Source organism: Desulfosporosinus sp. FKB (genome assembly GCF_002196705.1).
In the GTDB taxonomy this organism is placed as follows: Bacteria; Bacillota; Desulfitobacteriia; order Desulfitobacteriales; family Desulfitobacteriaceae; genus Desulfosporosinus.
In genome coordinates, this window is the sequence record NZ_NADJ01000015.1 from 20,439 (window position 1) to 45,485 (window position 25,047).

The 25,047-nt window shown below is 37.7% G+C and carries 19 protein-coding genes and 1 riboswitch; of the genes, 4 read left to right on the plus strand and 15 right to left on the minus strand.

Annotation, left to right across the window (positions count from 1 at the left end):
* Positions 1–18 precede the first annotated feature (18 nt).
* Positions 19–2,709, minus strand: coding sequence for a magnesium-translocating P-type ATPase (gene mgtA / locus B5Y67_RS04825; protein WP_088225403.1), 2,691 nt, complete (start codon positions 2,707–2,709; stop codon positions 19–21).
* A gap of 388 nt (positions 2,710–3,097) precedes the next feature.
* Positions 3,098–3,257: riboswitch (M-box (ykoK) riboswitch) on the minus strand.
* Between the two features lie 252 nt (positions 3,258–3,509).
* On the opposite strand from mgtA, the gene B5Y67_RS04830 reads away from it, so the two are divergent.
* Positions 3,510–3,758, plus strand: coding sequence for a hypothetical protein (locus B5Y67_RS04830; protein ID WP_088225404.1), 249 nt, complete (start codon positions 3,510–3,512; stop codon positions 3,756–3,758).
* 1,162 nt (positions 3,759–4,920) lie between these two features.
* On the plus strand, positions 4,921–5,823 hold the full coding sequence (locus B5Y67_RS04840) for a hypothetical protein (protein WP_088225406.1): 903 nt from the start codon (positions 4,921–4,923) through the stop codon (positions 5,821–5,823).
* 246 nt (positions 5,824–6,069) lie between these two features.
* Here B5Y67_RS04840 and B5Y67_RS04845 read toward each other — a convergent pair whose 3' ends face one another.
* From B5Y67_RS04845 to B5Y67_RS04885, 9 genes are all read right to left on the minus strand, one after another.
* Positions 6,070–6,807 (minus strand): DUF5714 domain-containing protein, encoded by a 738-nt coding sequence (locus B5Y67_RS04845; protein ID WP_242975863.1) that lies wholly within the window; start codon positions 6,805–6,807, stop codon positions 6,070–6,072.
* 913 nt (positions 6,808–7,720) lie between these two features.
* Entirely contained in the window at positions 7,721–8,647 is a 927-nt protein-coding gene (locus B5Y67_RS04850) for an FRG domain-containing protein (protein ID WP_088225407.1), read from the minus strand.
* Positions 8,648–8,789: 142 nt separating this feature from the next.
* On the minus strand, positions 8,790–10,316 hold the full coding sequence (yjeM, locus tag B5Y67_RS04855) for a glutamate/gamma-aminobutyrate family transporter YjeM (RefSeq protein WP_088225408.1): 1,527 nt from the start codon (positions 10,314–10,316) through the stop codon (positions 8,790–8,792).
* 459 nt (positions 10,317–10,775) lie between these two features.
* The gene (locus B5Y67_RS04860; RefSeq protein WP_088225409.1) at positions 10,776–11,381 is read right to left on the minus strand and encodes a class I SAM-dependent methyltransferase; all 606 of its coding nucleotides are present in this window, start codon (positions 11,379–11,381) and stop codon (positions 10,776–10,778) included.
* A 294-nt stretch (positions 11,382–11,675) separates the two neighbouring features.
* The gene (gene gap / locus B5Y67_RS04865; protein WP_088225410.1) at positions 11,676–12,686 is read right to left on the minus strand and encodes a type I glyceraldehyde-3-phosphate dehydrogenase; all 1,011 of its coding nucleotides are present in this window, start codon (positions 12,684–12,686) and stop codon (positions 11,676–11,678) included.
* A gap of 214 nt (positions 12,687–12,900) precedes the next feature.
* Entirely contained in the window at positions 12,901–13,950 is a 1,050-nt protein-coding gene (locus B5Y67_RS04870) for an acyltransferase family protein (protein WP_088225411.1), read from the minus strand.
* A 326-nt stretch (positions 13,951–14,276) separates the two neighbouring features.
* Positions 14,277–15,203, minus strand: coding sequence for a class II fructose-1,6-bisphosphate aldolase (fba, locus tag B5Y67_RS04875; RefSeq protein WP_088225412.1), 927 nt, complete (start codon positions 15,201–15,203; stop codon positions 14,277–14,279).
* Positions 15,204–15,513: 310 nt separating this feature from the next.
* Entirely contained in the window at positions 15,514–15,690 is a 177-nt protein-coding gene (locus B5Y67_RS04880; protein WP_242975864.1) for a hypothetical protein, read from the minus strand.
* A gap of 205 nt (positions 15,691–15,895) precedes the next feature.
* Complete coding sequence (locus tag B5Y67_RS04885) at positions 15,896–16,555, minus strand: DUF6483 family protein (RefSeq protein ID WP_088225413.1); 660 nt, start codon at positions 16,553–16,555, stop codon at positions 15,896–15,898.
* A 268-nt stretch (positions 16,556–16,823) separates the two neighbouring features.
* Here B5Y67_RS04885 and B5Y67_RS04890 point away from each other — a divergent pair, with 268 nt between their 5' ends.
* Positions 16,824–17,024, plus strand: coding sequence for a hypothetical protein (locus B5Y67_RS04890; RefSeq protein ID WP_088225414.1), 201 nt, complete (start codon positions 16,824–16,826; stop codon positions 17,022–17,024).
* Positions 17,025–17,302: 278 nt separating this feature from the next.
* Here B5Y67_RS04890 and B5Y67_RS04895 read toward each other — a convergent pair whose 3' ends face one another.
* Complete coding sequence (locus B5Y67_RS04895) at positions 17,303–18,292, minus strand: EamA family transporter (RefSeq protein WP_088225415.1); 990 nt, start codon at positions 18,290–18,292, stop codon at positions 17,303–17,305.
* Positions 18,293–18,584: 292 nt separating this feature from the next.
* Here B5Y67_RS04895 and B5Y67_RS04900 point away from each other — a divergent pair, with 292 nt between their 5' ends.
* Positions 18,585–19,733 carry a glycosyl hydrolase family 18 protein gene (locus B5Y67_RS04900; protein ID WP_088225416.1) on the plus strand — a complete coding sequence of 383 codons (1,149 nt, stop codon included), beginning with the start codon at positions 18,585–18,587 and terminating at the stop codon, positions 19,731–19,733.
* 162 nt (positions 19,734–19,895) lie between these two features.
* Here the strand turns inward: B5Y67_RS04900 and B5Y67_RS04905 are convergent, their stop codons facing one another.
* From B5Y67_RS04905 to B5Y67_RS04920, 4 genes are all read right to left on the minus strand, one after another.
* Positions 19,896–20,708: an EFR1 family ferrodoxin gene (locus tag B5Y67_RS04905; RefSeq protein WP_088225417.1), complete on the minus strand. Its 813-nt coding sequence runs from the start codon at positions 20,706–20,708 to the stop codon at positions 19,896–19,898.
* A 118-nt stretch (positions 20,709–20,826) separates the two neighbouring features.
* On the minus strand, positions 20,827–23,259 hold the full coding sequence (locus B5Y67_RS04910; protein WP_088225418.1) for a hypothetical protein: 2,433 nt from the start codon (positions 23,257–23,259) through the stop codon (positions 20,827–20,829).
* Positions 23,249–24,424, minus strand: a complete 1,176-nt coding sequence (locus B5Y67_RS04915; RefSeq protein WP_088225419.1) for a hypothetical protein — start codon at positions 24,422–24,424, stop codon at positions 23,249–23,251. The genes B5Y67_RS04910 and B5Y67_RS04915 overlap by 11 nt, the downstream gene beginning before the upstream one ends.
* Before the next feature lie 391 nt (positions 24,425–24,815).
* Positions 24,816–25,019 carry a hypothetical protein gene (locus tag B5Y67_RS04920; RefSeq protein ID WP_088225420.1) on the minus strand — a complete coding sequence of 68 codons (204 nt, stop codon included), beginning with the start codon at positions 25,017–25,019 and terminating at the stop codon, positions 24,816–24,818.
* Between the last annotated feature and the right edge of the window lie 28 nt (positions 25,020–25,047).

Consider the following 25,047-nt stretch of genomic DNA (forward strand, 5'->3'; position numbering starts at 1 on the left):
AGGTTGTTAAGTGTATCTTTACAATAACTCTCCGTATTTCTTGACAAAAAGGGTTTTAATAGTTTGGGCAAGGGCCATATAGGCAACAATTGTAGCGATAAGCCACGGGAAATATATTAATGGTAACGGCGACATTTTAAGATATCCTCCGATAGGTGTAAACGGGATAATTGTACCTACAGCAATAGCCAATGAGGTTAGAAGCAAAACGGGCTTAGACGCACGGCTTTGAATAAAAGGCACCTTCTTCGTACGAATCATGTGAATTACAAGTGTCTGCGACCACAGGCTTTCCACAAACCAACCAGTGTTAAACAGCGTCATAAATCCAGTTTGAGCTTCAGGGGTAAGGGTGTGATAAGCACCGCCGAATATACTGGGGCCAATAATAAAGAACATAAGCAGATACGTTGTTATATCAAAAACTGAGCTTGTGGGGCCAATCCACAGCATAAACTTACTGATTGAGGAAGCATCCCATTTTCGTGGTATTTTCAGGTAGTCGGCATCCATATTATCCCACGGGATTGAAAGGCAAGAAATGTCATAGATTAGATTGAGGACAAGAATTTGTATCGGCAGCATCGGCAAAAAGGGCAAAAACGCACTCGCAACCAAAACCGAAAACATGTTGCCAAAATTGGAGCTTGCCGTCATCTTAATATATTTAATGATATTTCCAAAGATCTTTCGTCCTTCGACAACCCCTTCTTCAAGTACCATGAGGTCTTTTTCCAGAAGAATAATATCCGCTGATTCCTTAGCGATATCAACTGCGGTATCAACTGAAATGCCGACATCAGCTGCACGCATTGCAGAAGCATCATTAATACCGTCACCGAGAAATCCTACTGTATGCCCGTTCTCACGGAGCAGTGTAACAATTCTTGCTTTTTGCTGCGGAGACAGTTTGGCAAATACACTCGTTGATTCTACTTCTAATTTCAGTAGTTCATCAGTCATTCCTTCAATATCCGAACCAAGTAAAAGCTTGTCAACCGATAATCCAACTTGTTTGCAAATACAACGTGTTACAGCGTCATTATCCCCTGTCAAAATCTTAACCGCTACACCGTATTCGTTAAGTGCTTTGATAGCCGCCATCGTTGTTTCTTTGGGTGGGTCAAGGAAAGCAAGATAACCCATTAAAACCATCTCAGCTTCATCTTTAACGGAGAATACACCTTCTACGGACGGATTTGTTTTTTGTGCTACTGCAATCACACGCATGCCGTCATCATTAAGTTTAGCAACGGTTGCTAAGATTTCCTGTTGGATTTCGGAAGTTAGAGCCACAACCTGACCATTATATTCGGCGTATTTTGATACGGACAACATTTCCTCTACGGCACCTTTTGTAATAAGTTGTGTTTTTCCTTCCCGATCTTTTAAAACAACGCTCATTCTGCGGCGTGTGAAGTCAAAGGGTATTTCATCAACTTTTTCGTATTTGCTTTCTAGATTGTAAAAGGGTTGTTCTTTTGAATGTGTGAGAATAGCAATATCCATAAGATTTTTCAGCCCTGTTTGGAAATAGCTATTCAAAAAGGCGTGACGTAAAACTCTTACGTCTTCGTTGCCATGAATATCAAGATGAAGTTCTAAGATAACTTTGTCTTGCGTTAGAGTACCAGTTTTATCAGTACATAAGACATCCATCGCTCCAAAGTTCTGCATAGAGTGCAGATGTTTAACAATTGTTTTTTTCTTGGACATCGAAACGGCACCCTTAGCGAGATTCGTTGTCACAATCATGGGCAGCATTTCAGGGGTAAGTCCTACTGCTACGGATAAGGCAAAGAGAAAAGCTTCGAGCCAATCACCCTTTGTAAAGCCATTAATGAACAGCACGATTGGAACCATAAACATCATGAAACGAATTAAAAGCCAGCTTACAGAGTTTACACCCTTGTCAAAGCTCGTCTCCACGCGTTTTCCAGTGACTGATTTGGCGATGGAGCCAAAGATGGTATTATCACCTGTAGCAATCACAACACAGACCGCAGAACCACTGACAACATTACTGCCCATAAATGCAAGATTTTCAAGCTCCAGGGGATTACTTGACAATGCTTTTGGGGTTTGATGAACTAAGCTGCTGTATTTTTCGATGGGCTCGGATTCGCCCGTAAGAGCTGATTGACTAATAAATAAGTCTTTAGCTTGTAGTATGCGCACGTCAGCAGGAATCATATCTCCTGCAGCTAAATAAACGATATCCCCCGGTACAATATCTTCTAGGGGTATTTCCATTCTACCAACACCGTCACGCTCAATTGCAACGGTTGTATGCACCATAGCATTCAGCTTTTCGGCGGCATTATTGGATCGTGTTTCTTGTATAAAGCGCAACAAGCCACTAATTGTTACCATCACGCAGATAATTATAACAGAAGATGGGTCACGATCCTCTGGTGCGGCCAATACAACATCAGTAAAAAGAGATATGACAGCAAGGACAAAAAGTACAACAGTAAAAGGATTTATAAAAGCATCGAATATCCTTTTAAGCACAGATTCTTGCTTATCATGGGATATTTCGTTACTACCGTACTCATCTCGTAGAGTGTTAACCATTTCTTCATTGAGACCGCGATACGAGGTTCCCATTTCCTTGAAAAGTGTTTCCGTTTCCATTTTACTGGAAGCAAGCAATTTTTCAGACATAGGGGATACATTGCTTTGTATAGTTTGAATTACTTTTTTCATGGTCTTAACCTCCTTGAATTTTAGTTTAGCTGTTAGACAGCCGACTACAATTTCATGTAGTCAAATAACTAAGGAAGTAAAGACATAAAACACGTAGCAAAGTGAGCTCAAATCATTATATTGAATTTTGGCAACTGTGTGCTTAAATCATTATTTTAGATTTTCGGCAGAGGAACAGAACGAAGACTACATAATCATTACTTAGGGGCCTGTTCCTCATTTTACTTCGCCCGTCAGGTTTCATGTCCCCACTACTTCCTTCGTCCATTCCTCTCACCTCCAAATAATTTCAGATAGTTTAAATATTGATAAACCAATGCAAAAATCCCTTGCCAAAGCATGAACAATGGCAAGGGAATATTACCCAAGTTACATACACACATAAAAGTAGTGCATGATATCGTTCAAGCTTTAGCTTCGCAAGGCGATGAAATTGCATTAGAATATGCCTTGGTTTCGACATATCCTGCTAACCTTCTCATAGTGTCTCCACTACTCCGCGGCAGCAATCCGTATCCCTGCGGTAGCCTCACCTACCGAGTGTTATTTAGTTCATTAGTATTATATTACTGTATTCTATCGATTTCAAGTAAAATTGTTCATATTTGCTTTATATGATCAACTTATCAACGTATGATTTGTTTTTATAATCAGATCTTAATGTATCTTCATGATACGAAGATTTTCTTATGTGTCTATAGAATACCCTAAAAATACATTTACTTTGCGGGAGGTGACAGCTACGCTGGTATTACCCCTAAAAGGAGTATTACTCTTTGCTTTGAAGGAGGGAATAATAAATGAAATATCAGAAAAACAAACGGTATACACGGAAACTAACAATTGTTGAAGAATATGGGGATGCCCGTCAGAGAGTTGTGATCTTGAAAGATGATGAAGAACGTAAGTTCATTTGGACAACTAGAGATTCAAGTAATACGTACCAACATTTCAGATCGAGATGTTTATATAGTTTCAAAGTTGTTTGGATGTTCTGCGATAAGATTTATATTTCAAATATGATCAGACAGCCAGAAGTTTCAGATTGATTTGTTGGGGTGTCGCCAACATTTTAACGTTAAGTTAATCCGACAAAGCCTACGCTAAGAAAGGATTATCCATTTTCGGAATACAGTAGCCACAAAACCACTTTGATTATCCAAAATGTACGTTTAAGTATCCATACTTTGCCTCCGTGTTGCCTGTCCCCCGGTTATTATCATCGAACACTAGCCCCAATAACGACCGTTATTGGGGCTTTAATATAACCCGTTAAAAAATCAATTGTGGTATAGATTGGTCGCTCGTTTCATATTTCAAGAGTAAAAAGCTGGTGATCCATAGAGTCATAGAGTAAGGAAAACCAGCTTGATTCTTTTTAAGAGGGGTAGTACCAGCGAAGCTGTCACCAGGGGCAAAGTAAGATTGGTTTCCTACATTAATCATAGTCCTAGTTCTTTTGTGTCTTTCTACCGTGAACGTAAAAAGAAAAAGCCTAAACATCAACAATAGTATATTAACGTGAGTGAGAGAAAAACGGACTTTGGCCTTTTGTAGAAAAACATGCTTAAAGGGCTTAAATGTTGGGGGGTTAAAAACAGGTAAATCACCTGTCAGAAGGAAATTTGGGCAAATACAGAGAATTAGGTTTTGCTGAACTTGTCATAGTGTTTGTTATAGGACCTAAAATTTAAAAATAGCGTACGCTTACCATAAAAATATTTAGGAAATATAGAAATATGTGTAACCTTTTAATACCTCAAACCCTCTATATATTGAAGGGAGGAGAGTGGGTTAAAAACCATTAACAAAAATGGTTAAAGTTTTGCCTTATATAATTTTAGGGAGGGATTTTAATGAAAATGATAACAAAAAAAATTACTGTTTTGGCTGGGTGATGTAAATTGAAGTATTTATATGCTTTGATAGCAGGAATATTGGTTGCATTTATGGGATATCTTGTTTCTGCGTTTGTCCTCGTAGGGATTTTCTCTAATGGATCAGTTGAAAGCTCATTTCATGCAATGACACAAGGTTTATTAATATTTTTGATTATCGTGATAGTAGTATGTACTTTTTTAATATTGGAAGAAATCAAAAAAAATAGTAAATGACTTGGCTTTTAAGTAAAAACAAAAAACAATTCAAGTGCTTTCACGATGCGAAAATAAGATGTAAAGAAGTGAAAAATTTATAGGGGGATTGATAATTGTGAAGAAAACTAGATTAAAAAAAGTGATGAAGTTGGTCAGTTCGGTTATTGTATCAGCATTATTATTAAACGTTGCTCTTGTTATTCCAGCAAGTGCACAGTCAATTCCGGTAAATACTAATAATAAAGAGGTCTTAGTAGGTCAAACAGTTATAAACGAATATGATAAATATAAAGAGTTAATAAATACGAATGATGATACCTTACTTTCAGAAGGTTATTCAAAAGAAGAAGTAAACAAGCTCAGGAGTGTAGATTATAAAGGGTTATTAAAAGCGAGAGTCGAAAAAAATGCTAAGTTAAGTGATAATGATCTTATTAAAAAAGGGTATACATCGAATCAGATCAGCCAAATAAGAAATTATAAAGGTACAGAAGACCAAATGCAAGCATTATCCGCTAGTTTATATTTAAGTACCTATAATACTTATCATATTAATTCGCCGAGTAAGTCTGAAGCTGATTTTAGAACAGATTGGACTTGGACAAGTCCTCCCATATTTGAAAGGGACGATCTTTGGGCAGCAACTTGGTCGGAAGGTATGTATCTTATGGACTCAGTTTCTTTTGCAACGGCTCAATATTACCTTCAAACTGATGATACTTATCATCATAGCGAATATCTCGGTAGCCTTACACCTAACTTAAATAATGGTGCATCTAAAAAAATTTACTTGATATCTTCGTCATATCCTGGGACATACGCTAAAACGGGAAGCGTTTATTATGATATATCCAAACAGGCTCAAGTTCCAGAACTTGCGGTTCTAGCTAAATATGGGCATACTCAGATAGCAATAAATCCTACAGTTGCATTTTCTACTTCTGGAGCGCTTGGGATAACATTTTCATATGGAGTTGCTGAAATGGGAACGAATAATGTTCACATTACAACAATGTAATTAATTTTGCATAATTACTACTTACTAAATTTAAGCTGCTACAACATTGAAATCGCTTGTCAGCGGGCACAGTGATAATATGCTAACTATAGAGAGACGTGCTATCATACTAAATATGAGAGCTGCCAAAGGTATGGCAGCTCTTTTTTACATAACCTCATTTATCGGACTCAATGCTTGTAAAATTAACCATCTACTTTGCCCCTGGTGACAGCTTCGCTGGTACTACCCCTATCTTGTGTTTATTCAATCAACACAAGATTTGAAATAGGAACATTTAGACTCCCTACATCCATGGGGATGGCGTGAACTATGCGTACAATTAATTGGTTCATGTGGTGTTGATAAGGATACATTTAAATATTCCTTAACTAATAAAACGGCCTCACTTAGTGCAATCCTTACAAAGTTTTTGCAACAGCACGGACCAGTTTGGGCAGCGATAGCATTAACTATTTTGCCTACTGCCTTCATTGTTGATGATGTTTCTTGGTCTTTACGACATGATGCACCCAAAACGACACTAAAACATGAACCAATCGCGGGAGAAATTCCACATACCCCTGTTAGTCCGCAATATCCTCCGATAGCTTGTCTTTTGGTACGATTCATTGCTTCAACAATCTGTTCATCCGTAACCTTAACTGTTCCTTCATTCCTGAGTGCTGTCATCAAAGCTCCTGATGCTATCCAGGCATTTTCACAACCGAGCATCGGAATGTTATCTTGGTTTATTAGATACTCGGCAATTTCGAAAAGATTATTTGATTTATTGGCTAAAACATACTCCTTGACAGTTTCAAAGAGACCTTTTCCATGACATTCATCGCATACATAGTGTCCATTCGGGCAAGTGATATTGCCAATCTCTTTTTTGCCACATTGAATGCAAGTTAGTTCCCGTCCTGAGTTGAAGTATTCTAATTCGCCTCCGCAGATTTGGCAGTTCTCAGTCTTAGTTTCAACGTGCTGACCAGCACTCAAATTAGATTCTCAACAACCTGATACTGACGTTATGGTGTTACTATTCTGATTCCGAATTAAATCCATCCCCTTTCCCCCCATTCTTTCTTTAACCACGTATTACACGATCTTAATTGTATGGAAGATCTTATTTCGTTTACATGTACTTTCGTTACAGTCAAATTATCATAAATAACCACTTATATCAAGAATCCTTTATATTTGGTTTCCGGACTTTGTTGGCGGATCTCAAATAGCTGTATGAACTTATGTCAAGTATAGCAAAAAGAGTTGTTAGGTGGGTGCGAATCTGTGAATAGATCGCAATATTACCAATTGTCTAAATATAATTATTTTCATATCTGAGCAGGAATTTAATAAATTAAAAAGAATACTTTGGCGATTGAAAATAATAGGGATACCAAACGTTTTATAATTAAATTTCAAATTTGCTTTTGGAGGTGAATATATGGGATTGTATCGGGAGCGTTTATCCAATTCCCATGAAGAAATAGTTACTAATTGGTCTACACATTCGATGTGTCTATTTGCTGAAAAAGAATGGGTCAGCCCAAAAGACATACAACATGCAAAACGATATGAATTGGGTGATTGTTTAAGAGTCTGGTGCTTGCATAATAGCGATTGGTGTGAATCTAGCGATGCTAGGAATTGTCCAATTCGCTGCGATCACGACAAATTCTAATTAACGAACAGGTTAAATATTCACTCGATACGGACGAGTTCTTTCTAACATTCAAATTAATTTTACGTTCCAACAACTGCTTTCTGTAAGTGATTTTTCACCAAGGCCTGTAAAATAACTTACGCCTTGATTTGATCGCTATGTTTAATATTTTCGTTCTCCCCCTTCCCTTCTTTTCCCTCATACCAAGAGTTATAGTTAAGCTTGCTCTTTCAACCTTGACGCCAGTTAATTGGATAAATTCACACCTGTCTTGGAAATATTCACAATCGAACTAGGATTAACTGAGGGCAACTGTCCCTCCTCTCGAACTTCCAAGTTAATTTGATCTTTAACCTGAGTAATATCCGGGTATAGTGTAAATCTAGTTACCCCATAACGTTCAAGTTCGGCGAGAATTTCAGAAACTCTGTCAGCAGCCACACAGATCTCAACTAAATAATTTGATGCATCCGCAAAGAGATTCAATGGGATAATCTCCTTGTCATGAGGAAATACAGTAAAAACTCCCTTTTGAGCCACAATGTGAGGGTTATTTAAGGGGCCGATAACTGCGGCTGGTTTTTTGTTTTCGAGAATTTTAGCATTAGGACCAAAGTAAAGATCAACAATTTCTTCGTCAACATTAGGTATATAGCCCGGCTTAACAAAACTATGGAAGGAAAATGCTTCATTGAGGCGAACCGGGTTTAGAATCCAAACTGCTGCATCCGGTCGGCCATCATTTGTTCTTCGCCCATCTAAAGCAAAGAAAAGACCAGTAAGGGCATCGCGACTCCAATCCATAATTCGAGTCGGAACTCCATAATGTTGCATCATAAATAGCCAGTGCCAGTAAGCGGCCTGGCCATTAGGAATTGGGAAAGATGGTAATTCTTGTACAAAAGGAATAGCATAGGATTTAAACTTTGATAGATAGATAATCTCCATAAGAGGATTGAGCGGACTTCGAGCGATGCTGGGGATTAGGTCCCACCGAACGGGTTTTGCCGGTTGGTTTAGTTCATTTTGACCACGGTACCATAGTTCACATCTCCCAGTCATAGGACAGATTTTATCAAATGCTTTGTCTACGGCATTTAGATACTCTTCAACATTTGAAATCCGCGTAAAGCAACTGGTAACGGGACCTGTTGGTTGTAGTTCAACGGCCATTTATCCCACCTCCCGTATAGAATATGAAGGGAAGTGTATGTTTGCGTCATCCAAAATAGGCTGACATAAAAACTGCCGAAGTGTTTGCAAACGCTTCGGCAGTTTTTTATTTTATCGTTGACGTTAGCTTAGCAGAATGGAATTACTTTGCGGCATATTTTGGAAGTGGTTGGTGAGCCTCTTTCTTCTTTTCATATCTGTGATACATCCAAAACGCGACAACTGTGAAGAATACAGGCCCCGAAATCATCCAAAGCGTTGATGGCAGATCTCCTTGAGTAGCTGGCTGAATAATCGTAAAGAAATTGGCAAAACCAACTGTAAAAGTCACAATAATTGTTACGAACAATGCAGATTTGTAGCTCTTAAATACTACAAAGGGTTTAGTAATATCAGTCTTTTTCTTAAAGGCTGCATAGGCTCCTGAAATGAACATACAGGGGATAGTCATGGCTACATTTGTCATCAACACTAATTTATTAAAGAAGGCTGATGCTGCCTGTCCACCGAACGATACAATAAAGATCATGGCAATGACAACGAAGCATTGAATCCACATAGCATTTATTGGCATACCTTTTTTTACTTCACCCATCTTCCCTGGCCATAATTCAGGAGGTGTCCCTTCTATCATTTGCTTTAAGGGAGCATAAATCAAGGTGAAAAACGCCCCGGTCAAGGCCAGAAACATGGATAACCCTACAAGACGTGCGACCCAGGCACCGAGTGTTAAGGCAGAAGCCTCATTTAGACCCAACCCATGACCGACCTGATAGCCTAGATTTTGCATTACAATATAGGCAACATTGGCCATATTAACATTATTCGAAGCTAATACATGATTCCAGTTAATAAAAATACCTACTAAGAAGATGCCTAATGAATAAGCAACAGCAATAATTATGGCAGAAATGGTAACTGCTTTGGGAAATACTACTTCGGCTTTTTCCGTCCGGTCAACCAATCCGCCTACAGCTTCAATACCTCCATAGGCGAATAATGCAAATACTATAAAGGAGAGCATTGCTAATGGAGTTCCATAAGAGTGGTTGGGTGATTTTATAAAGGATTGAGCTGAAAGAATAGGTTGAGCAAGATGACCATGATTAGCTGCAAGAACAAACAATGCACCTACTAAAAGAACAATATTTAGCAAGGCCACGGCTGTACCGCCGATTGATGTTACCTTAGTAATTTTGTCTAAGCCTTTGGAAGCAATAAAAGTAACAAGGATAATCCAGACCATCCCTAATAAACCTAAAGTTTGAGTAGAGCTTAAACCGAATAAAGTCCACGTTGAAGTTGTATCTTTACCGAAGATAGAGTTAGACAAGGGAATCCAGATCGCAGATGCTACATTAACCATCCAAACTACATAAGATGCGTACCACATAAAAGTACCTATAAAGGCGTACTTAGGTCCAATTGATTCCTCCATCCACGAATAGATTCCGCCCTTTTTGTTTTTAAATGCAGCGCCATATTCCGCTAACATAAAGGCATATGGAAGAAAGAAAGTAATTCCGGACAGTAAATACCAGGGAATAGCACCGTATCCCATTAAGTAAAAGGATCTCGGCATATTCGTGAAGCCAAAGACGGACGTAAAAATCATTAAAACTAATGGTAACAAAGTTAACTTACCTGTACTTTTTTCATTTGCTGCCATTCTCATACCCCCCTTTGGAATAATTTAATGTAAACTTAATTATAATTATTTCGATAAATAATACAATACTTTTAAGTTAAATTTAAATAATAATATTATTCTATGTTTACTGAAAGGACGTATGTTTGCAATTCAGAGATATGTAATATGATCATTTTACAAATTAACTATCTGTGTTATAAAACTGTGTTATAAGTCGTTTTTGTTTGGCAATAAGCAAAAATGACTTTATTGTTTATTACCAAACAAAAATTAAAGTTAAATAAAAAATATCAAACAGCCAGAAAATGTTGTGTCTGTTTTGATTAAGTTCAATATTCTAAAATACACCCTCGTGAACGAATGATTGAGTGAGTTCAAACTAGTCCTGGTCTATAGTTCCTTTGTTGATGATGATAGTAATATTTTTTTCTATCTAAAAACTAAAAAGCGACCCAAATATGGGCCGCTTTCTGGCTTTCATCTCTTTTGAGAATCAAGTATAAACAAAGATGCGTCCTGGTTCATGAATAGTTTACTTCCCGTATAGAAGGTTTTGGATTGAAAGGCTCGATACCCAAGTTTAGTCATAAGGTCTATAAGCTTTTCTTGATCAAATCCGTTATGGACTAAATCTGATGATACTTCTTCATTTTTATTAAAATCTACGATTAGTAAATGCCCTCCTGGATTTAGTATATCGTATAATCTTGCTAAAACTAACTCGATATCATTTATATGGAGAAGAACCTGAGCCATAAAAATATAGTCAGCCTGTATATCCTTTCGGTCTTCCTTTTCGAAATCAAAGCATAAGGTATCTGCATTCTGAATATTTAAGTCGGCAATTTTTTGTTTTATTTGATTAATCATATTTGGTGATGGATCAACAAAAAGCATAGAACTGAAATCATTTAACAAGTTGATACCAACTAAACCAGTTCCACAGCCAAAATCAATAGCTTTTTTATCATGAGTGTCTGCCAAATGCTCACGAATAGCATCAGATGCAACCTTCGCAATTTGGATTCTTTCAGTTGTGTCATATCTATTCGCCATCATTTCAAAGATATTGATATTTCCCATTATTACCTCTCCAATCTGTCCTAATTAAAAATGCGAATATACAAATGCATCAAAATAATAAGGTTATCCTATCAAAGCATTACCATTTAGTCTATCATTCTTATCATTTTTTATCGAAAGAAAGAAAAATTCTGTCTCGTGGAGATCTCAAGAATTTATCGTCAAAATCAAATTGCTTGGCCGGGTATTGTTAATAAAAAAACGCTGCCTTTCGTAAAGACAACGCCTTTTATAAATTTATTAGCTAAGCATAGTATCGTTTCAGCTTCTGCTTCTGATGAACGAGTTCAGTCGTTAAATCCCTTTCTCGACAATATGTTTTACTAAGTCAACGACTCGGCACGAATATCCCCATTCATTATCATACCAAGCCAACACTTTAACCATATGATCACCAAGCATCGTTGTTGACAGTCCGTCAACAATGGCACTGGCAGAATTACCATTAAAATCATGAGAAACAAGGGGTAATTCTGTATAGTCCAAATATCCTTTCATGTAACCCTCTGCAGCTTCCCGCAAGCAAGCATTTACTTCGTTTTTAGTTGTAGTTTTAGTTAGTAGAGCAACAAAATCGACCAAGGATACATTCGGTGTAGGTACCCGAACAGCTATTCCATTCATCTTACCGGCCAATTCAGGTATAACAAGAGTTACGGCTTTAGCTGCGCCTGTTGTTGTGGGAATCATAGATTGATAAGCGGCGCGAGATCTCCGCCAATCTTTATGTTTAACATCAACTGTTCGTTGATCGTTAGTAACTGAGTGGGTTGTAGTCATCATTCCTTGTTCAATCCCGAAATTGTCGAGCAAAACTTTCGCAACAGGTGCAAGGCAATTTGTTGTACAAGAAGCATTAGAAATAATATGATGATTTAATGGATCATAGTTACTTTCGTTAACTCCCATAACAATAGTAATATCTTCGTTTTTTGCGGGAGAAGTAATAACAACCTTTTTAGCCCCAGCAGTCAGGTGTTGGGCAGCTTTGTCACGCTGTTTGAATTTGCCTGTACACTCTATAACAATATCTACGCCAAGATCTCTCCATGGTAAATTTAGAGGGTTTCTATCGGCTACTATTTGAATACGTTTTCCATCAATAATTAAAGAGTTGCCATCTGCTTCAATTGTTTGAGAAAGAGTGCCATGAAATGTGTCATACTTAAGTAAATGGGCTAACATATCAGGACTGCCCATATCATTAATGGCTACAATCTCAAAAGGAAGGACTTGACCAAGGGCAGCACGCAGTGTTAGGCGACCAATTCTACCAAAACCAGTAATTGCTACGCGGAAACTCACTTTTTAACCTCCTCAAATCAGATCGATCTATGTTGATTTCACAGAACATAATTCTGCGTATGTGATCAAAATTCCTTCTTTGAGGATGATTATTTTCTTATTTTTTTGCATTAAAGCCCTAATAATAGTATTTGAAGTTTATATTCGCCAGCATAAATATACTAATGTGATGAATATTTTCCTAAAAATGTTTTTAAAGATATGTTGTAATAACTTAAATTTTCATATTCTTGTTTAAATTCTTATTTAAACTATTGGAATAAGCTTTTTGTAAGACTGGTTTTAACAAAGTGTTAACGTGAGCTGCGATTTCATAAAGAATCTCCGATGTGAATACTAATGTTATAAGCACCGCAAATCCTGAGAGAATAAAAATCTCTCCTATCCCCTTTTCTTGATACAATAACGTTGATCTAAAAGCAACATATTTAATAATAAAACCATGTAACAAATAAACTGACATTGTACGTGATCCCTTTTTTGTAAAAGGCATTTTAAATTGTGGAATTAAGGCCAATATTCCTAGAGAATTTAGAAATGAAATCAAATAAACGGCTAAACGATATGCCCATGTCCATTGATTAACAATTGCTAAACTTAAATAGGCGTAACTACCGTAAAACCAACCTGGATTATCCAGGTTGAATTTATGAATTAACAAGGGAGTTAAGCATAGAAATAATATACTGACTAATTGAACCGCTGGATGTTTGAGTTTGTTAAACCATTCACGTTTTGCATAAAAACCAATTAAAAAGAATGGAAAAAAGATAATTGTTCTGGATAAACTCATGAAATATCCAACATGATAGGTATATCCACTGATCAATGCCAGAACAGTCGTCAAGAGAATGGGATACCTAAGCTTTATCACGTAGGGAGTTACCATTTGCCATAAAGTTGAACTCATGAGAAACCACATAAGCCAAATAGGAATTAACACGTTGATATTTAAATCTTGACCTAAAGTTACAACATAAAAAACCCAATACAATATGTCAAATATGAGATAAGGAATAATAAATTGTTTTAAAACCTTTAGTAAACGCTGATAAGATGAGAGTTTAGCTGTTCTTTTATAGAAATAGCCCGAAATGATTATAAACGCCGGCATATGAAAGCTATAGACCGTTAAATAAATACCCTTTAGCAATGAGTCTTGGTTTATAAGGGGCTCTATTAAATGCCCAAAAACCACAAAAAGAATTAAGATAAATTTAGCATTATCAAAGTAAAAATCTCTTTTTAGAATTTGTTTAGACAATGGCTTTTCATCCCTTAATAAGTTATGTCCACTACTATAATCGTCATTTCTGAACTAAATCTTAATCCCTCCTGAATTTGAGCTGAAAGTTTGCTGTTAATAGTCAACAGCAGTGCTGTATTCACCATATTGTCAGAATAAGAACAACAGACAAAAGAAAAAAGTCCAGTTTTACCGGACTTTTTGCAATCAATGGATTATAAATAATGAAATAAGTCTTTCTTCTACGGCAAGTGGTCTAATTATATGTCATTTAAAATTCATTCATTCTGAGGGAAAAGAGTAAACGATGTTTAATAATGTCTTTGCGAGTAATGATACGCTGCTTAGAGCTGATTGCTGCAATTTAAGACATCTTTAATTTTATGCTTAACCATATTTCTAATGGCTTCTCTAGCGGGTTTAAGATATTGACGCGGGTCAAAGTCAGCCGGGTTGACCGCTAGATGTTCACGGACAGAAGCAGTCATGGCAAGGCGAAGATCAGTATCAATGTTTATTTTACATACCCCCATTGTTCCTGCCTTGTGGAGTAACTCTTCAGGTACGCCTTGAGCTCCTTTGAGTTCTCCCCCGTACTCGTTGCATTTGGCTACGAACTCTGGCAATACGGTCGATGCTCCATGCAATACCAATGGAAAACCGGGAAGCAGAGTAGTAATCTCTTGGAGGCGTGGAAAATCGAGTTTCGGTTCTCCCTTGAATTTATAGGCTCCGTGACTGGTTCCAATGGCGACAGCCAAAGAATCACAGCCTGTTTGATGGACAAATTCCGCGGCTTGTTGGGGATCAGTGTAACTACTATCCTTGGCACTAACATTTATTGCATCTTCAACTCCGGCAAGTCTTCCTAATTCGGCCTCTACAACAACACCTTTAGCATGGGCATATTCAACAACTTTTTTTGTCAGAGCGATGTTTTCGGCAAAAGGCAGCTTGGAGCCATCGATCATGACGGATGTAAAGCCACCGTCAACACAAGCCTTGCAAATCTCAAAATCTTCCCCGTGGTCTAGATGCAAGGCGATGGGTAAACCAGTGTCCGCCACAGCGGCTTCTACTAATTTCATTAAGTAAATGTGCTTAGCATATTTACGGGCTCCCGCAGAAACTTGGAGAATAAGCGGGGCATTTTCTTCCTTGGCTGCATCCACGATGCCTTGTATAATTTCCATATTGTTAACATTAAAAGCACCGACAGCACATTTTCCATAAACTTTTTTAAACATTTCTGTTGTCGTTACAAGTGGCATTTAATTCCCTCCTAAGAAGTTAATTTTTTGGTTGAGGTATAATTTCAACGTTAGTTTTTTCGAGTTCGTGCTTGTACTCTTTTTTCCTTAACATCTTCGGCACAAACTAACGATTTCCTCCTTATGCTCGAAACGAAAACCATGTCCTTTTAGCAGTTACTTAAAAGGATTTAACATTAAGTTCACTTTCCCCATTTAACAGATCTTCTATTCCCATGATTATTAATATCAGGTTATAGTAGGCATTATGAACAATTCAAAAATAAGTACTGAGATTCTCAATTACGGCTTAAGACGATAAGCAGAGAAACTACGCTTGCTGTAATTCTTCAGCTAATTTTGGAGAAGATCCTTTGGCTCGCACATCGGGTAGGATGAAGGCAAGAATAATCCCTAGAGCTGGAAGCAGGCAAATAATGTTCATGGTAAAGGGCAAGCCCATATAATCGGCAATTGCGCCAAGTAATGTTACACCGATTGAACCCATGCCAACCCCAAATTCTATCGCCTCATTTTCCGGGCCGTTTTCCTAAATTACGAAGTGTTAGAATTACTACGTGCAATTAGTATTTATGATTTCAACGCTATCTCTTCAATTCCCTTCAATTCCCTTCAATTACCTAAAAATATTTAAGGAAAATAATTATCATGATTTATCCAGTTTTTAAGCCCCGATGTTCAGCTTTAGCTGTTCACTTCTGATACTGTTTTAGAGTTTCTAAGCCTTCAAACACTTCATCCATCGGCAAATTTCCCTCAAGAAGCTCAGCTGGGTCTATTTGGGTTAATCGTTCATAAAAGGCTATTCCTTGCCTTAATACAGCATCATTTTGCTCATCCGTTTTTAGCAAATTAAAAAGAACATCCTCTGCCTTTCCGTAGTTTTGTATGAGTTCGTAATATTGAAACAGCAATACTTTGCTTTCCTTAGGTAAATTAAACCATCCAATTTTCTCGAGGAGTTCATCAACCTTGTTATTATGCTGTTCTGCGATAGGATTGTTTTGCTCCACTAAAACATTAAACATCATATTTAAACTCTTTATGTATAAGTTTTTTGCTCTCAAAGTCTCTCCTTTAAGGTCATAAATATCTGCTTGATGTGTTAATAATTCACTGAGCATGAGATGTTTCTCTGAATTAATAGTATTTCCACTTATCTTATGGATCAAGATATCATAAGGAAGCGCCTCGATAACTTTTATATCCAAGTCAGTGAATGACTTTAATGTCTCATTAAGAACTTCTTGACTTTCTTCAACATTCTTCTCAGCCTTTAATCCTACAATCCTACTGATGGCTGCGGTGAACTCTTTAACCATTTTCATTAAATAATCTTTTTCTTCAAACATTTTTTCTACTCCAATTCCCAGAACATATTTATAGTTACAGTTTAGTATATCCTTATTTTTAAAGATTTCTATAGTTTACTAAAGAATTACACGACGATTACCTGGCTGCCTGTCGCTGTTAATTAAGTTAGGAAATATTTGATGTCACATTACTTATACTAAATAAATGAACGAATGATGAATAAGAAATCGTTAAAAATAAGACTATGATTGATCTGAATTCTTTTAGTTTAATGTAGAACTACTTAAATCAAGGGGGAAATAATTGATGAACCTCAAGACGGTCGAGCTTACTAGGGGCATACTTGAAGTTGATCCAGCGAATATCTCTGGTGAAGAAATCGCAACAATTAACGCCAACTTGCACCGGGGTGCCAGTTTGGTTAATCTGGAATCTAAGGGGGGAAAATTAATATTTACCATCGAAAAAGAACATAAGACTTCATCAGCCAAAAAAGCTCCCGAATAAAGTTAAATAAAAATAAACCAGGTTTTCAGACCCGGTTTATTTTTCAGATGGTATAAGAATTTCTAAAACAAAGTATAATCAAGGATTACCACCAAAAACCGCCCCAGAAAGGTCGCCAAAATGGTCTAAAACCAAATCCAAAACCCCATCCCCATGGTCCAAAAAACATTTGTATCACCTCCAATGTTATTTCACCACTAATATATGGAAACAGAGTATATGTGTTCCATATATAGTAGCAATAAAATTGGAATTATAAGCTCGACAAAGTTAAATGGTCACCTTTTTGCCGTTGGTACTATCGGGATTACCGCTGAGCAAAGTTTTTTAGTAGATTGCTCCGGTTTTGCAAGAGACAATATGATCCCGAAAATTACGAGAATAAAACCTACCCAGTGATAGCTGGATAACGATTCGCCAAGAATAAAGACACTTAAAATAATGGTCAGTACTGGCTGCAGGTTGCTTAAAATTGTAGCCTGGCCGCTGCCAATAAGGTTAATTCCCACGAGATTAAGGAAAAAAGCAAAGCCTGTTACAAAACATCCCATATAAATGATCAATAAAATGTCGAATAATGTAAGATGCCAAGGCGTGTTGGTTAACTGCCAAACTCCCGGAGGAACAAGCAAGATGGTGCCAAAGGCAAGAGCGTAGATGGATGTTACCAGTGAGGAGAGTTTTTCCATGATTTTTTGGCCAAGAACATAGAATATTGCCATTGACGAGACGTTGATAAAAAGAATAATATCTCCGATACCTAATTTTAAGGTGAGCAGATGATGTAAGGAACCTTCAGTAAATACAATTAAGAGTCCTAAAAATGAAGTTACTATACCTAAAAATTGTAGTTTATTCAATTTTGCTTTAAATCCAATGACTAAAAGAGTATTGGTTAAGGCTGGGGATGTTGCAGATATGATTGAAGCATTAGTACCTGAGGAGTATTTCATACCGATAATAAACGTTAGATATGCAAGGGTGATGCCGAAAAAGCCCAGGACAAAAAGCTGGAATAAATCTTTTCTGCCAGGTTTTGCTGATGTTTTGACCCGTGACCACGTTAGAGGCACGATGATCAGAAGTCCAAGTACTCCCCGTAACGCGGATAAACCGGCGGAAGGAACATGACCGGCAATTAACTTACCAGCAATGACATTCCCGGCATATAAGATTGAAGAAATAATCAGAACGGAATAAGCCTTTATTCGTATTTTAGGAGAACTTTGCTTTGTGCCCTCCTTAGTTGGTGTTGTGGATACTTCCATTGTTGTTCGCCTCGTAATTCTCGATAAATGGCTGATTGATTTAAGTTAAATTAAATCAAATCAAATCAATTTATATTACCATATTTCTTCTAGCTTTCGGAACTTAAATCATAAAGATTTAAGTTAGTCTTATTAAAACGATCACACCGATAATCATCATTTTGTTGAGGGGAACTAAATAAGCCGCCTGATAACAGACGGATATAAAACCATAAATTCCCTCTGGTCGTCCAAGCTTCTGACACATACATTAGATCAACTATTATTGTATTTTGTGCAGAGGAGAATCAAGATGGGAATTCACGTAATTAAGTCCGGTGAAACCTTAAGTAAAATTGCCAAACACTATGGGGTTCCATTGGATACGATCGTTTCTGCCAATCAAGTTCCTGATAAAGATCGTTTGGTTGTCGGGCAAACTTTGGTTATTCCTACTACTAATCATCAAATTTCCAGTGCCAAACCTACCATTGATGTCAGCTCGTATTTGGATCCCAGAATTACGGGGAATCTCTCGGGTCAGACGATAGACCAGGTAGGACGTGATCTGACGTATTTAGCCATCTTTAGCCATGCGGTAAATCAGAACGGAAATCTTAGTCCTCTCGATGACCAAGTCCCTATTGCAGCAGCTAAAAGAAACCGGGTTGCACCTTTATTAGTGCTTACTAATTATGTTGGCGGGCAATTCAGCAGGGATTTGGCAACAGCTATTTTTAATGATGTGAATTTACAAGATTATATCTTAGATCAGGCTCTCTATTTAATGGAAGAAAAAGGCTATCAAGGTTTGGATTTTGACTTTGAGTATTTGGGTGGAGACAACAGGCTAGGATATCTTCATTTTTTGCAGAGAGCAGCTGTCAAAGTAAAACCCCACGGCTATTTTTTGTCGGCTGCTGTGGCGCCTAAGGTAAGCGGTGAACAGCGAGGAATTTTGTATGAAGGGCATGATTATGCGGGAATTGGCCAGATTGTAGATTTTATGTTTATCATGACCTACGAATGGGGTTGGTCAGGTGGTGAGCCTATGGCTGTTTCTCCAGTCAATCTTGTGCGAAACGTCATGAACTACGCCGTGAACGTTATACCACGACATAAAATTATGATGGGAATTCCCCTTTACGGGTACGACTGGACTCTGCCTCATGTACCTGGAAAATGGGCCCGCTCAATTAATTCCCAACAGGCCTTGAAATTGGCAATTCAATATGGAGTTCAGATTCACTATAGTAAAACCGCCCAAGCCCCATGGTTTGAATATCGTGATCTCCAAGGCAGGCAGCATGAAGTTTGGTTTGAAGATGCTCGCAGCATCCAAAGTAAGTTTGATTTAGTCAAACAGTTGGGCATCCGAGGCTTTTATTACTGGGTATTGGGTCACGAGTTTCCACAGAACTGGCTATTACTCGAAGAAAATTTTATGGTTCGAAAATGGTAAATTTGATTAAACTTTAAAAGCATGGTTAACCAGACACATAAGAAGGTTAGCCATGCTTTTTGAAAATTCTTATTTTTTACTTGCTGCCATATCCTTGGGGTTTTCTGTTGCTTTTAGTCATCTTATGGGAAAAATAGTATAATGAAGGCTTGAACTTAAACGTTAAAAGAAGATTTCAGGTTCTTTTCGTGAAGAAAACTCTATTTCTAATTCTACTTTATGCCTTAAATAATTCTCATCGTCATAATATTTAGCACTAGAAGGGCACTTTTTTATACATGCTCCGCATTTAATACAAATGCCAGTTAATTTCGAAACATCTTCAGGATCAATCGAACCCATAGGGCAAACAGAGACACAAAGTTTACATTTATTACAATCGTCATTTGTTTTAGGGGTAACCTTGCGTATATCAACGGGATTACCTTCTTTACTTTTTGGCATATAGTATTTTCTGTAAGGCTGATTTCCTTTGACACTGACAATAGTAAGCTCCTCAGGAGATGTTATTTTTTTGGCAATTTGATTAGCGAATCCATCAACAATCTTCATATCCTGTTCATCAGGTCGATTTTGGGCAAGAATTTTTGAAAATGAATGTTCACCAATAAAAGCTCCTCCGGCTATCACTTTAAAACCATTATTGGTAAGGATATCTCTTAATTCGATTAAGGCATCATCATAGTTTCTATTTCCATAGACAACAACTGCAATAGCTAAGGCACCATTGCCGATTATACTATTCAAATAGTTTAAGAGGACATTCGGGACTCTTCCTGCATAGACAGGAACCCCAAGAATCACCATATCGTCTGCAGAAAATGAGATAGGCTTTAATCTTACTTCGGGCAAGGTAAAATCAATGGAATATGTTTGGCGATCAATTTTCTTGGAAATACTCCCTGCTATTCCCGTAACGATCTTTTCGGTAGTGCCAGTAGGACTAAAATAAATGGCGTTGATGGTTCGACTCATTGGAAACCCCTCCCCGTAAATTAAGAAATTCTCTAGTATACATTATCCTTAGAGACAACTATAGTCTATTTATACGGCGAAAGATGACGAAATAACAAATTAAAAATAAAAAAGCTTTCTATCCGGCAATTTGGGTCCAACCAACTCCCTTAAGCTTTTCCGTAACTTGAGAATTGGTCGTGGTTAGTATTATTTGCCTCGAACGGGATAGATCTGTTAAATATTCAATAATGTCATTCCAGAGGTTCTGGTCATCAGACATTTTTCCCATGGAGAAGATCAAAGGAACTTTAGTGTTGTAGTTTAGAGCTAACTGAGCAATCGTCATCCGATAAGCAAAATAGTCACGCTTTGCCATGTCCAGAGCACTTTGTGGTTCCCCTATTTCTCGTTGGCTGAAGAATTCTCTTAAAATCTTCGCTGCGTCATACTTTAAGGCATTACCGTTATTTACTTCCCAGGTGTTGATTGAGCTTTCAAATAACTTTTGGGCGTCATGAAAGGCTTGCAGCAAACTTTCATAACTCATCCATTCTTTCTTAACAGTCTCAATTTCTTCTTCTAAGACGACTAAGGAAGGACGCTTTTGCAATAATTGTAAACGCTGCTCCGCCTGTAACCGCTTACTGTGCATCTCAGCCTGTTCCTTTTGCCAAGAGGTAAGTGTTGCAAGACGATTTTCGTCCGAAATCAGTGCTTCTTTTTCCAGCTCTGCTAAGGGTTCCAGTTTTTTAGAAAGGCCTTCTAAGTTTCGATTACCAAGCATAGTCTGTAATTTGGCTGAACACTCGCTTAATCTTCTTTCTGCTCGGTCTTTTGCTCTTAGTTCATGAGCTGCTTTAAGGATTGCAGATAAGACGTCTTCCCGATCGCTTACAGGTATATTCCAGCCGACGAGTTTTTCTTGAAAGCCTTCAGTGAAGGAGTGTAATTTATTGGTTTCTTTCTCTGAACTTTCAATTAACGATTGGCGTTTTTTATGCAGATGGGATAACTGAAGCCTTTTTTGATTGCAGCTTTTCCATCCATCAAGCCATGCCGGAAAATCAGCGACATTAGTCATGAAAAATGTTTGATTTAATAATTCATTACGTGTATGGACGATCTTAAGCAGAACTTCTTCATTGTCAATTTCAGTTTGCAATTGAACCAGTTGCTCTTGTATTTTTTCGACGTTTTCTTTTTGTTCACGAAACTTCATGAGCCGGTTCTGGAACTCCTCGAAATTTTGAACATGAAACTTCTCATATAATCGATTAATTCGCGATCTAAGCTTTTCCTCGATACTATTTCTGCCTAAATGGTTTTTTAAAGTATGATCAATTGAGCGGCTGATTTTCGATGTTTGCCATTTTTTCAATTGCTTTTCCCAGCGTTCAACTCGATATTTATCGTCTTCTGTTATAGCTGTCATTTCTGCAAATTCCTGAAGGTGAGTTTTTTCTTCGGAATATTGTAATCGGGTACGTTGCAAAGCTTCTTGATAGTTAATTGAGTTGTTGAGTTGTTCCTGAGCAGAATTCCTTTCTTCATAAAAGCTGCTCATTCGTTCCCTTTCCTCATTTGATCCTTCATAGCCACAGGTTTCAAAAAAGATTTTAAGTTGTGTTATCATGTCTGTTAATTTTTGAATGATATGGTCGTAACGTTTTACCTGTGCTTGAAGATCTGCCCACTCAATACATTCATTACGTAAACTCTCTAGGAACTCCCACTCAATAATTGAATTGCTTGTCAAGGCTGCTAGATTGATTTCAGCACAGCGGATTTCCTCTTCTGAATTTATAATTTCCGTTTGGAGTCGGCGTAATTCCCGATAGTCTTGGTTTTGGTTTAACAATGACAATCGCTCTTGTATTTTATTAATAGAGTCAATTTTATTTACCAGGATTGCTTCACCTTCCTGGAACTGATTGATCTCAATGATCAGTAACCGTTCTTCCTCTTGCTGACGGTGAGTGTCTTCCCAGTCTTGTCTGAGAGTATCGTATTTAGCTTTAACCAGAGCCATTTTCCCCTTTTGTTCATTTAATTTCTGCATCGCACCGGCAAAACAAGCTTTTACTTTAAGGGGTGATAGTTCTTCATCGCCGCTCTGACAAAGGTTATCAATTCGCTGGCGGAGTTGATCGAGATCATCGATGTCTGACCAATTGACGATTACCCCCAGTTGAAAGAGTTGTAGTTTTATGCCAAATATGTATTCGCCTAATACTGATGAGTCAGAAAACGACACATTCTGCCCCGTTATTTCATCCTTAATTAAGGCTGAGGTAGGAATAAAATCATTGTTCTCTTTCAGATAATGCTGACGTATACAGCAACGATTATTTTCATCACCGCTGAAGACTAGCTCTAAGAAACTCGTGTTATTAAAGAGTTTCATACTTCCCAGTGGCGTTTGAGGACTAAACAATTTTAATAATAACTCAATCAGTGATTTTTGTTGGGTTTCGTCTTTAAAAAGCAGAAAAGCAGGGCTTGCCGGAAATGCCCAAGTGACATTCCCAAGCCCCTTTAACCGGCTGCCTTTGATATGTTCAATTTTCATAACTTATCCTTCCCTGTTCGAGAGCTGCCAGTCCGATTTTTTTAATCAACTCCCATTGCTCTTGTTCTGCCGGGGTTCCCGCTGTAGATTGATACTCTTTGATTTTTTGAAAATAAACTTGAGCTAAGGAAAGATAATTGCTCTCTTCCAGTGAGGTTTTATTCGATGTCGAGAAATCAGGCGTCATAAAGTCCAACCCGAACTGAGAATCAGCTTCAGTTTGAGGGGTAACAACTTCGATAAACCGAAATTTTTCTGTAAGCAACTTTTGTAAGGTATTTATGTCCGCTTCCTTCGGTACTTGATTTACAAAGGCTATTCTATATAAATGTTGCTCACGATCTTCAGAACTTGTTTCTGACAATAATTTTGCAATAATGGCTTTATAGTCCTGATGAAAGTCAAGATATTTCGTAATGTATTGCCGCTGTCCTAATTCCCGAAATTCTATCTGAACATGATCTTGGTCAAGTTTGCCGACGATCACACCATGGGGCCCTTGCTCGTTAAAACTTCTGGCTTCAAGAACGCCGCTATCTGCCCAGATGGTTTTTCCTGCTTTCTGAATTCCGCTAAAGATCGCTTGATGCCCCAAAGCTAGATATGCCAACCCGCTGGCTGCAATATGCTCGGACCTAAGGAAGAAACTTTTGGGACTATTTGATTCGGCTGCCTCAGAATGGAGCAGCATAATCGGTAGAGTTCCATCGTCTTTTGCTCGAAACTCCTGATTGAGTACAGTCCTGTCTTGTTGATAAGCAGTCCAGCCAGCTCCATATATGCTGATATTATGACTTTTAAGGTTAAAGCAACTGATTTCACCGGAAAATACCTGGACATTACCAGGCCATACAGCAAGTCGATACGCAGATGTCGTAACATAAGGGTCCTTTTCGCCTGGAACAATGAAAACACTTGTTGTTTTTAAAGCGCCTAAGGATTTTGCTACCCGTTCAACCGTTGACTTGCGGGTATATTCTTGTTCGAATAAATTCCCGGTTATAAAAAGCAAATCAATCTTTTCAGATTGACAGATTAAAAGCATCGTCTCAAATGTTTTCCACAAGTCCTGATTACGTTGTGAAAGCCATTCTTCAGGACCTTCCCAATTGGGACTGTCAAAGCGACAACCCGAGCATTGTAAAAAACGAATTTGCGGAGACATACCTTCACCTCAATCCCGATATTCAATGTATGTTGGTATGTTTACTTCGGTTAAAATACGGTAGAGGAATAATTTAATTTTACTATAGAACGAATGCAATAAACCATAGGCCATTAAGCTCAGAAAAATATATACTATACTAGTTTTTCTTTTTCAATACTATTATCGAAAAAAATCGTTAAAATATTAAGATAACATGACCGAAGATTTGGAAGCGATGCTCTATCCTTTTCTCTAAATAGAAAAGGGTCCCATCAAAACTCGACAGGACCCCAAAATCAGGAGGATAATATTAAAGTAACCAATTATGGAATATTAATTCATTCTCTCGCTATCTAAAAAAGGCTCAAAAGAAAAGAATTCCCATGAGGGAATTCATAATCATTACGGTTTATTTCATATAGTGAAACCCAGTTTCACAATCGTAACAAAGGTCGTATGCTTCCATTGCACGTGCTTCTCTGGGATGTAATTCATTGCTGCTATTTGAATAGATTCCTCGTGCTCCCTCTTCCCAACTGTTAAACTCTGCGGCTATTCCTTGAGATTGTGTCCATTCAGAACCCCTTTTTCCTTCCTCTCTCCCATGAGTCATCCTAATCACCTCCTTAAGATCTATCTTA

What these genes read in the sequence shown, in the direction of transcription:
- mgtA (WP_088225403.1), bottom strand. Translation starts at nt 2,709, where the DNA reads ATGAAAAAAGTAATTCAAACTATACAAAGCAATGTATCCCCTATGTCT.
- B5Y67_RS04830 (WP_088225404.1), top strand. Translation starts at nt 3,510, where the DNA reads ATGAAATATCAGAAAAACAAACGGTATACACGGAAACTAACAATTGTT.
- B5Y67_RS04850 (WP_088225407.1), bottom strand. Translation starts at nt 8,647, where the DNA reads ATGGCCGTTGAACTACAACCAACAGGTCCCGTTACCAGTTGCTTTACG.
- yjeM (WP_088225408.1), bottom strand. Translation starts at nt 10,316, where the DNA reads ATGGCAGCAAATGAAAAAAGTACAGGTAAGTTAACTTTGTTACCATTA.
- B5Y67_RS04860 (WP_088225409.1), bottom strand. Translation starts at nt 11,381, where the DNA reads ATGGGAAATATCAATATCTTTGAAATGATGGCGAATAGATATGACACA.
- fba (WP_088225412.1), bottom strand. Translation starts at nt 15,203, where the DNA reads ATGCCACTTGTAACGACAACAGAAATGTTTAAAAAAGTTTATGGAAAA.
- B5Y67_RS04880 (WP_242975864.1), bottom strand. Translation starts at nt 15,690, where the DNA reads ATGGGTTCAATCGGTGTAACATTACTTGGCGCAATTGCCGATTATATG.
- B5Y67_RS04885 (WP_088225413.1), bottom strand. Translation starts at nt 16,555, where the DNA reads ATGTTTGAAGAAAAAGATTATTTAATGAAAATGGTTAAAGAGTTCACC.
- B5Y67_RS04890 (WP_088225414.1), top strand. Translation starts at nt 16,824, where the DNA reads ATGAACCTCAAGACGGTCGAGCTTACTAGGGGCATACTTGAAGTTGAT.
- B5Y67_RS04895 (WP_088225415.1), bottom strand. Translation starts at nt 18,292, where the DNA reads ATGGAAGTATCCACAACACCAACTAAGGAGGGCACAAAGCAAAGTTCT.
- B5Y67_RS04900 (WP_088225416.1), top strand. Translation starts at nt 18,585, where the DNA reads ATGGGAATTCACGTAATTAAGTCCGGTGAAACCTTAAGTAAAATTGCC.
- B5Y67_RS04905 (WP_088225417.1), bottom strand. Translation starts at nt 20,708, where the DNA reads ATGAGTCGAACCATCAACGCCATTTATTTTAGTCCTACTGGCACTACC.
- B5Y67_RS04910 (WP_088225418.1), bottom strand. Translation starts at nt 23,259, where the DNA reads ATGAAAATTGAACATATCAAAGGCAGCCGGTTAAAGGGGCTTGGGAAT.
- B5Y67_RS04915 (WP_088225419.1), bottom strand. Translation starts at nt 24,424, where the DNA reads ATGTCTCCGCAAATTCGTTTTTTACAATGCTCGGGTTGTCGCTTTGAC.
- B5Y67_RS04920 (WP_088225420.1), bottom strand. Translation starts at nt 25,019, where the DNA reads ATGACTCATGGGAGAGAGGAAGGAAAAAGGGGTTCTGAATGGACACAA.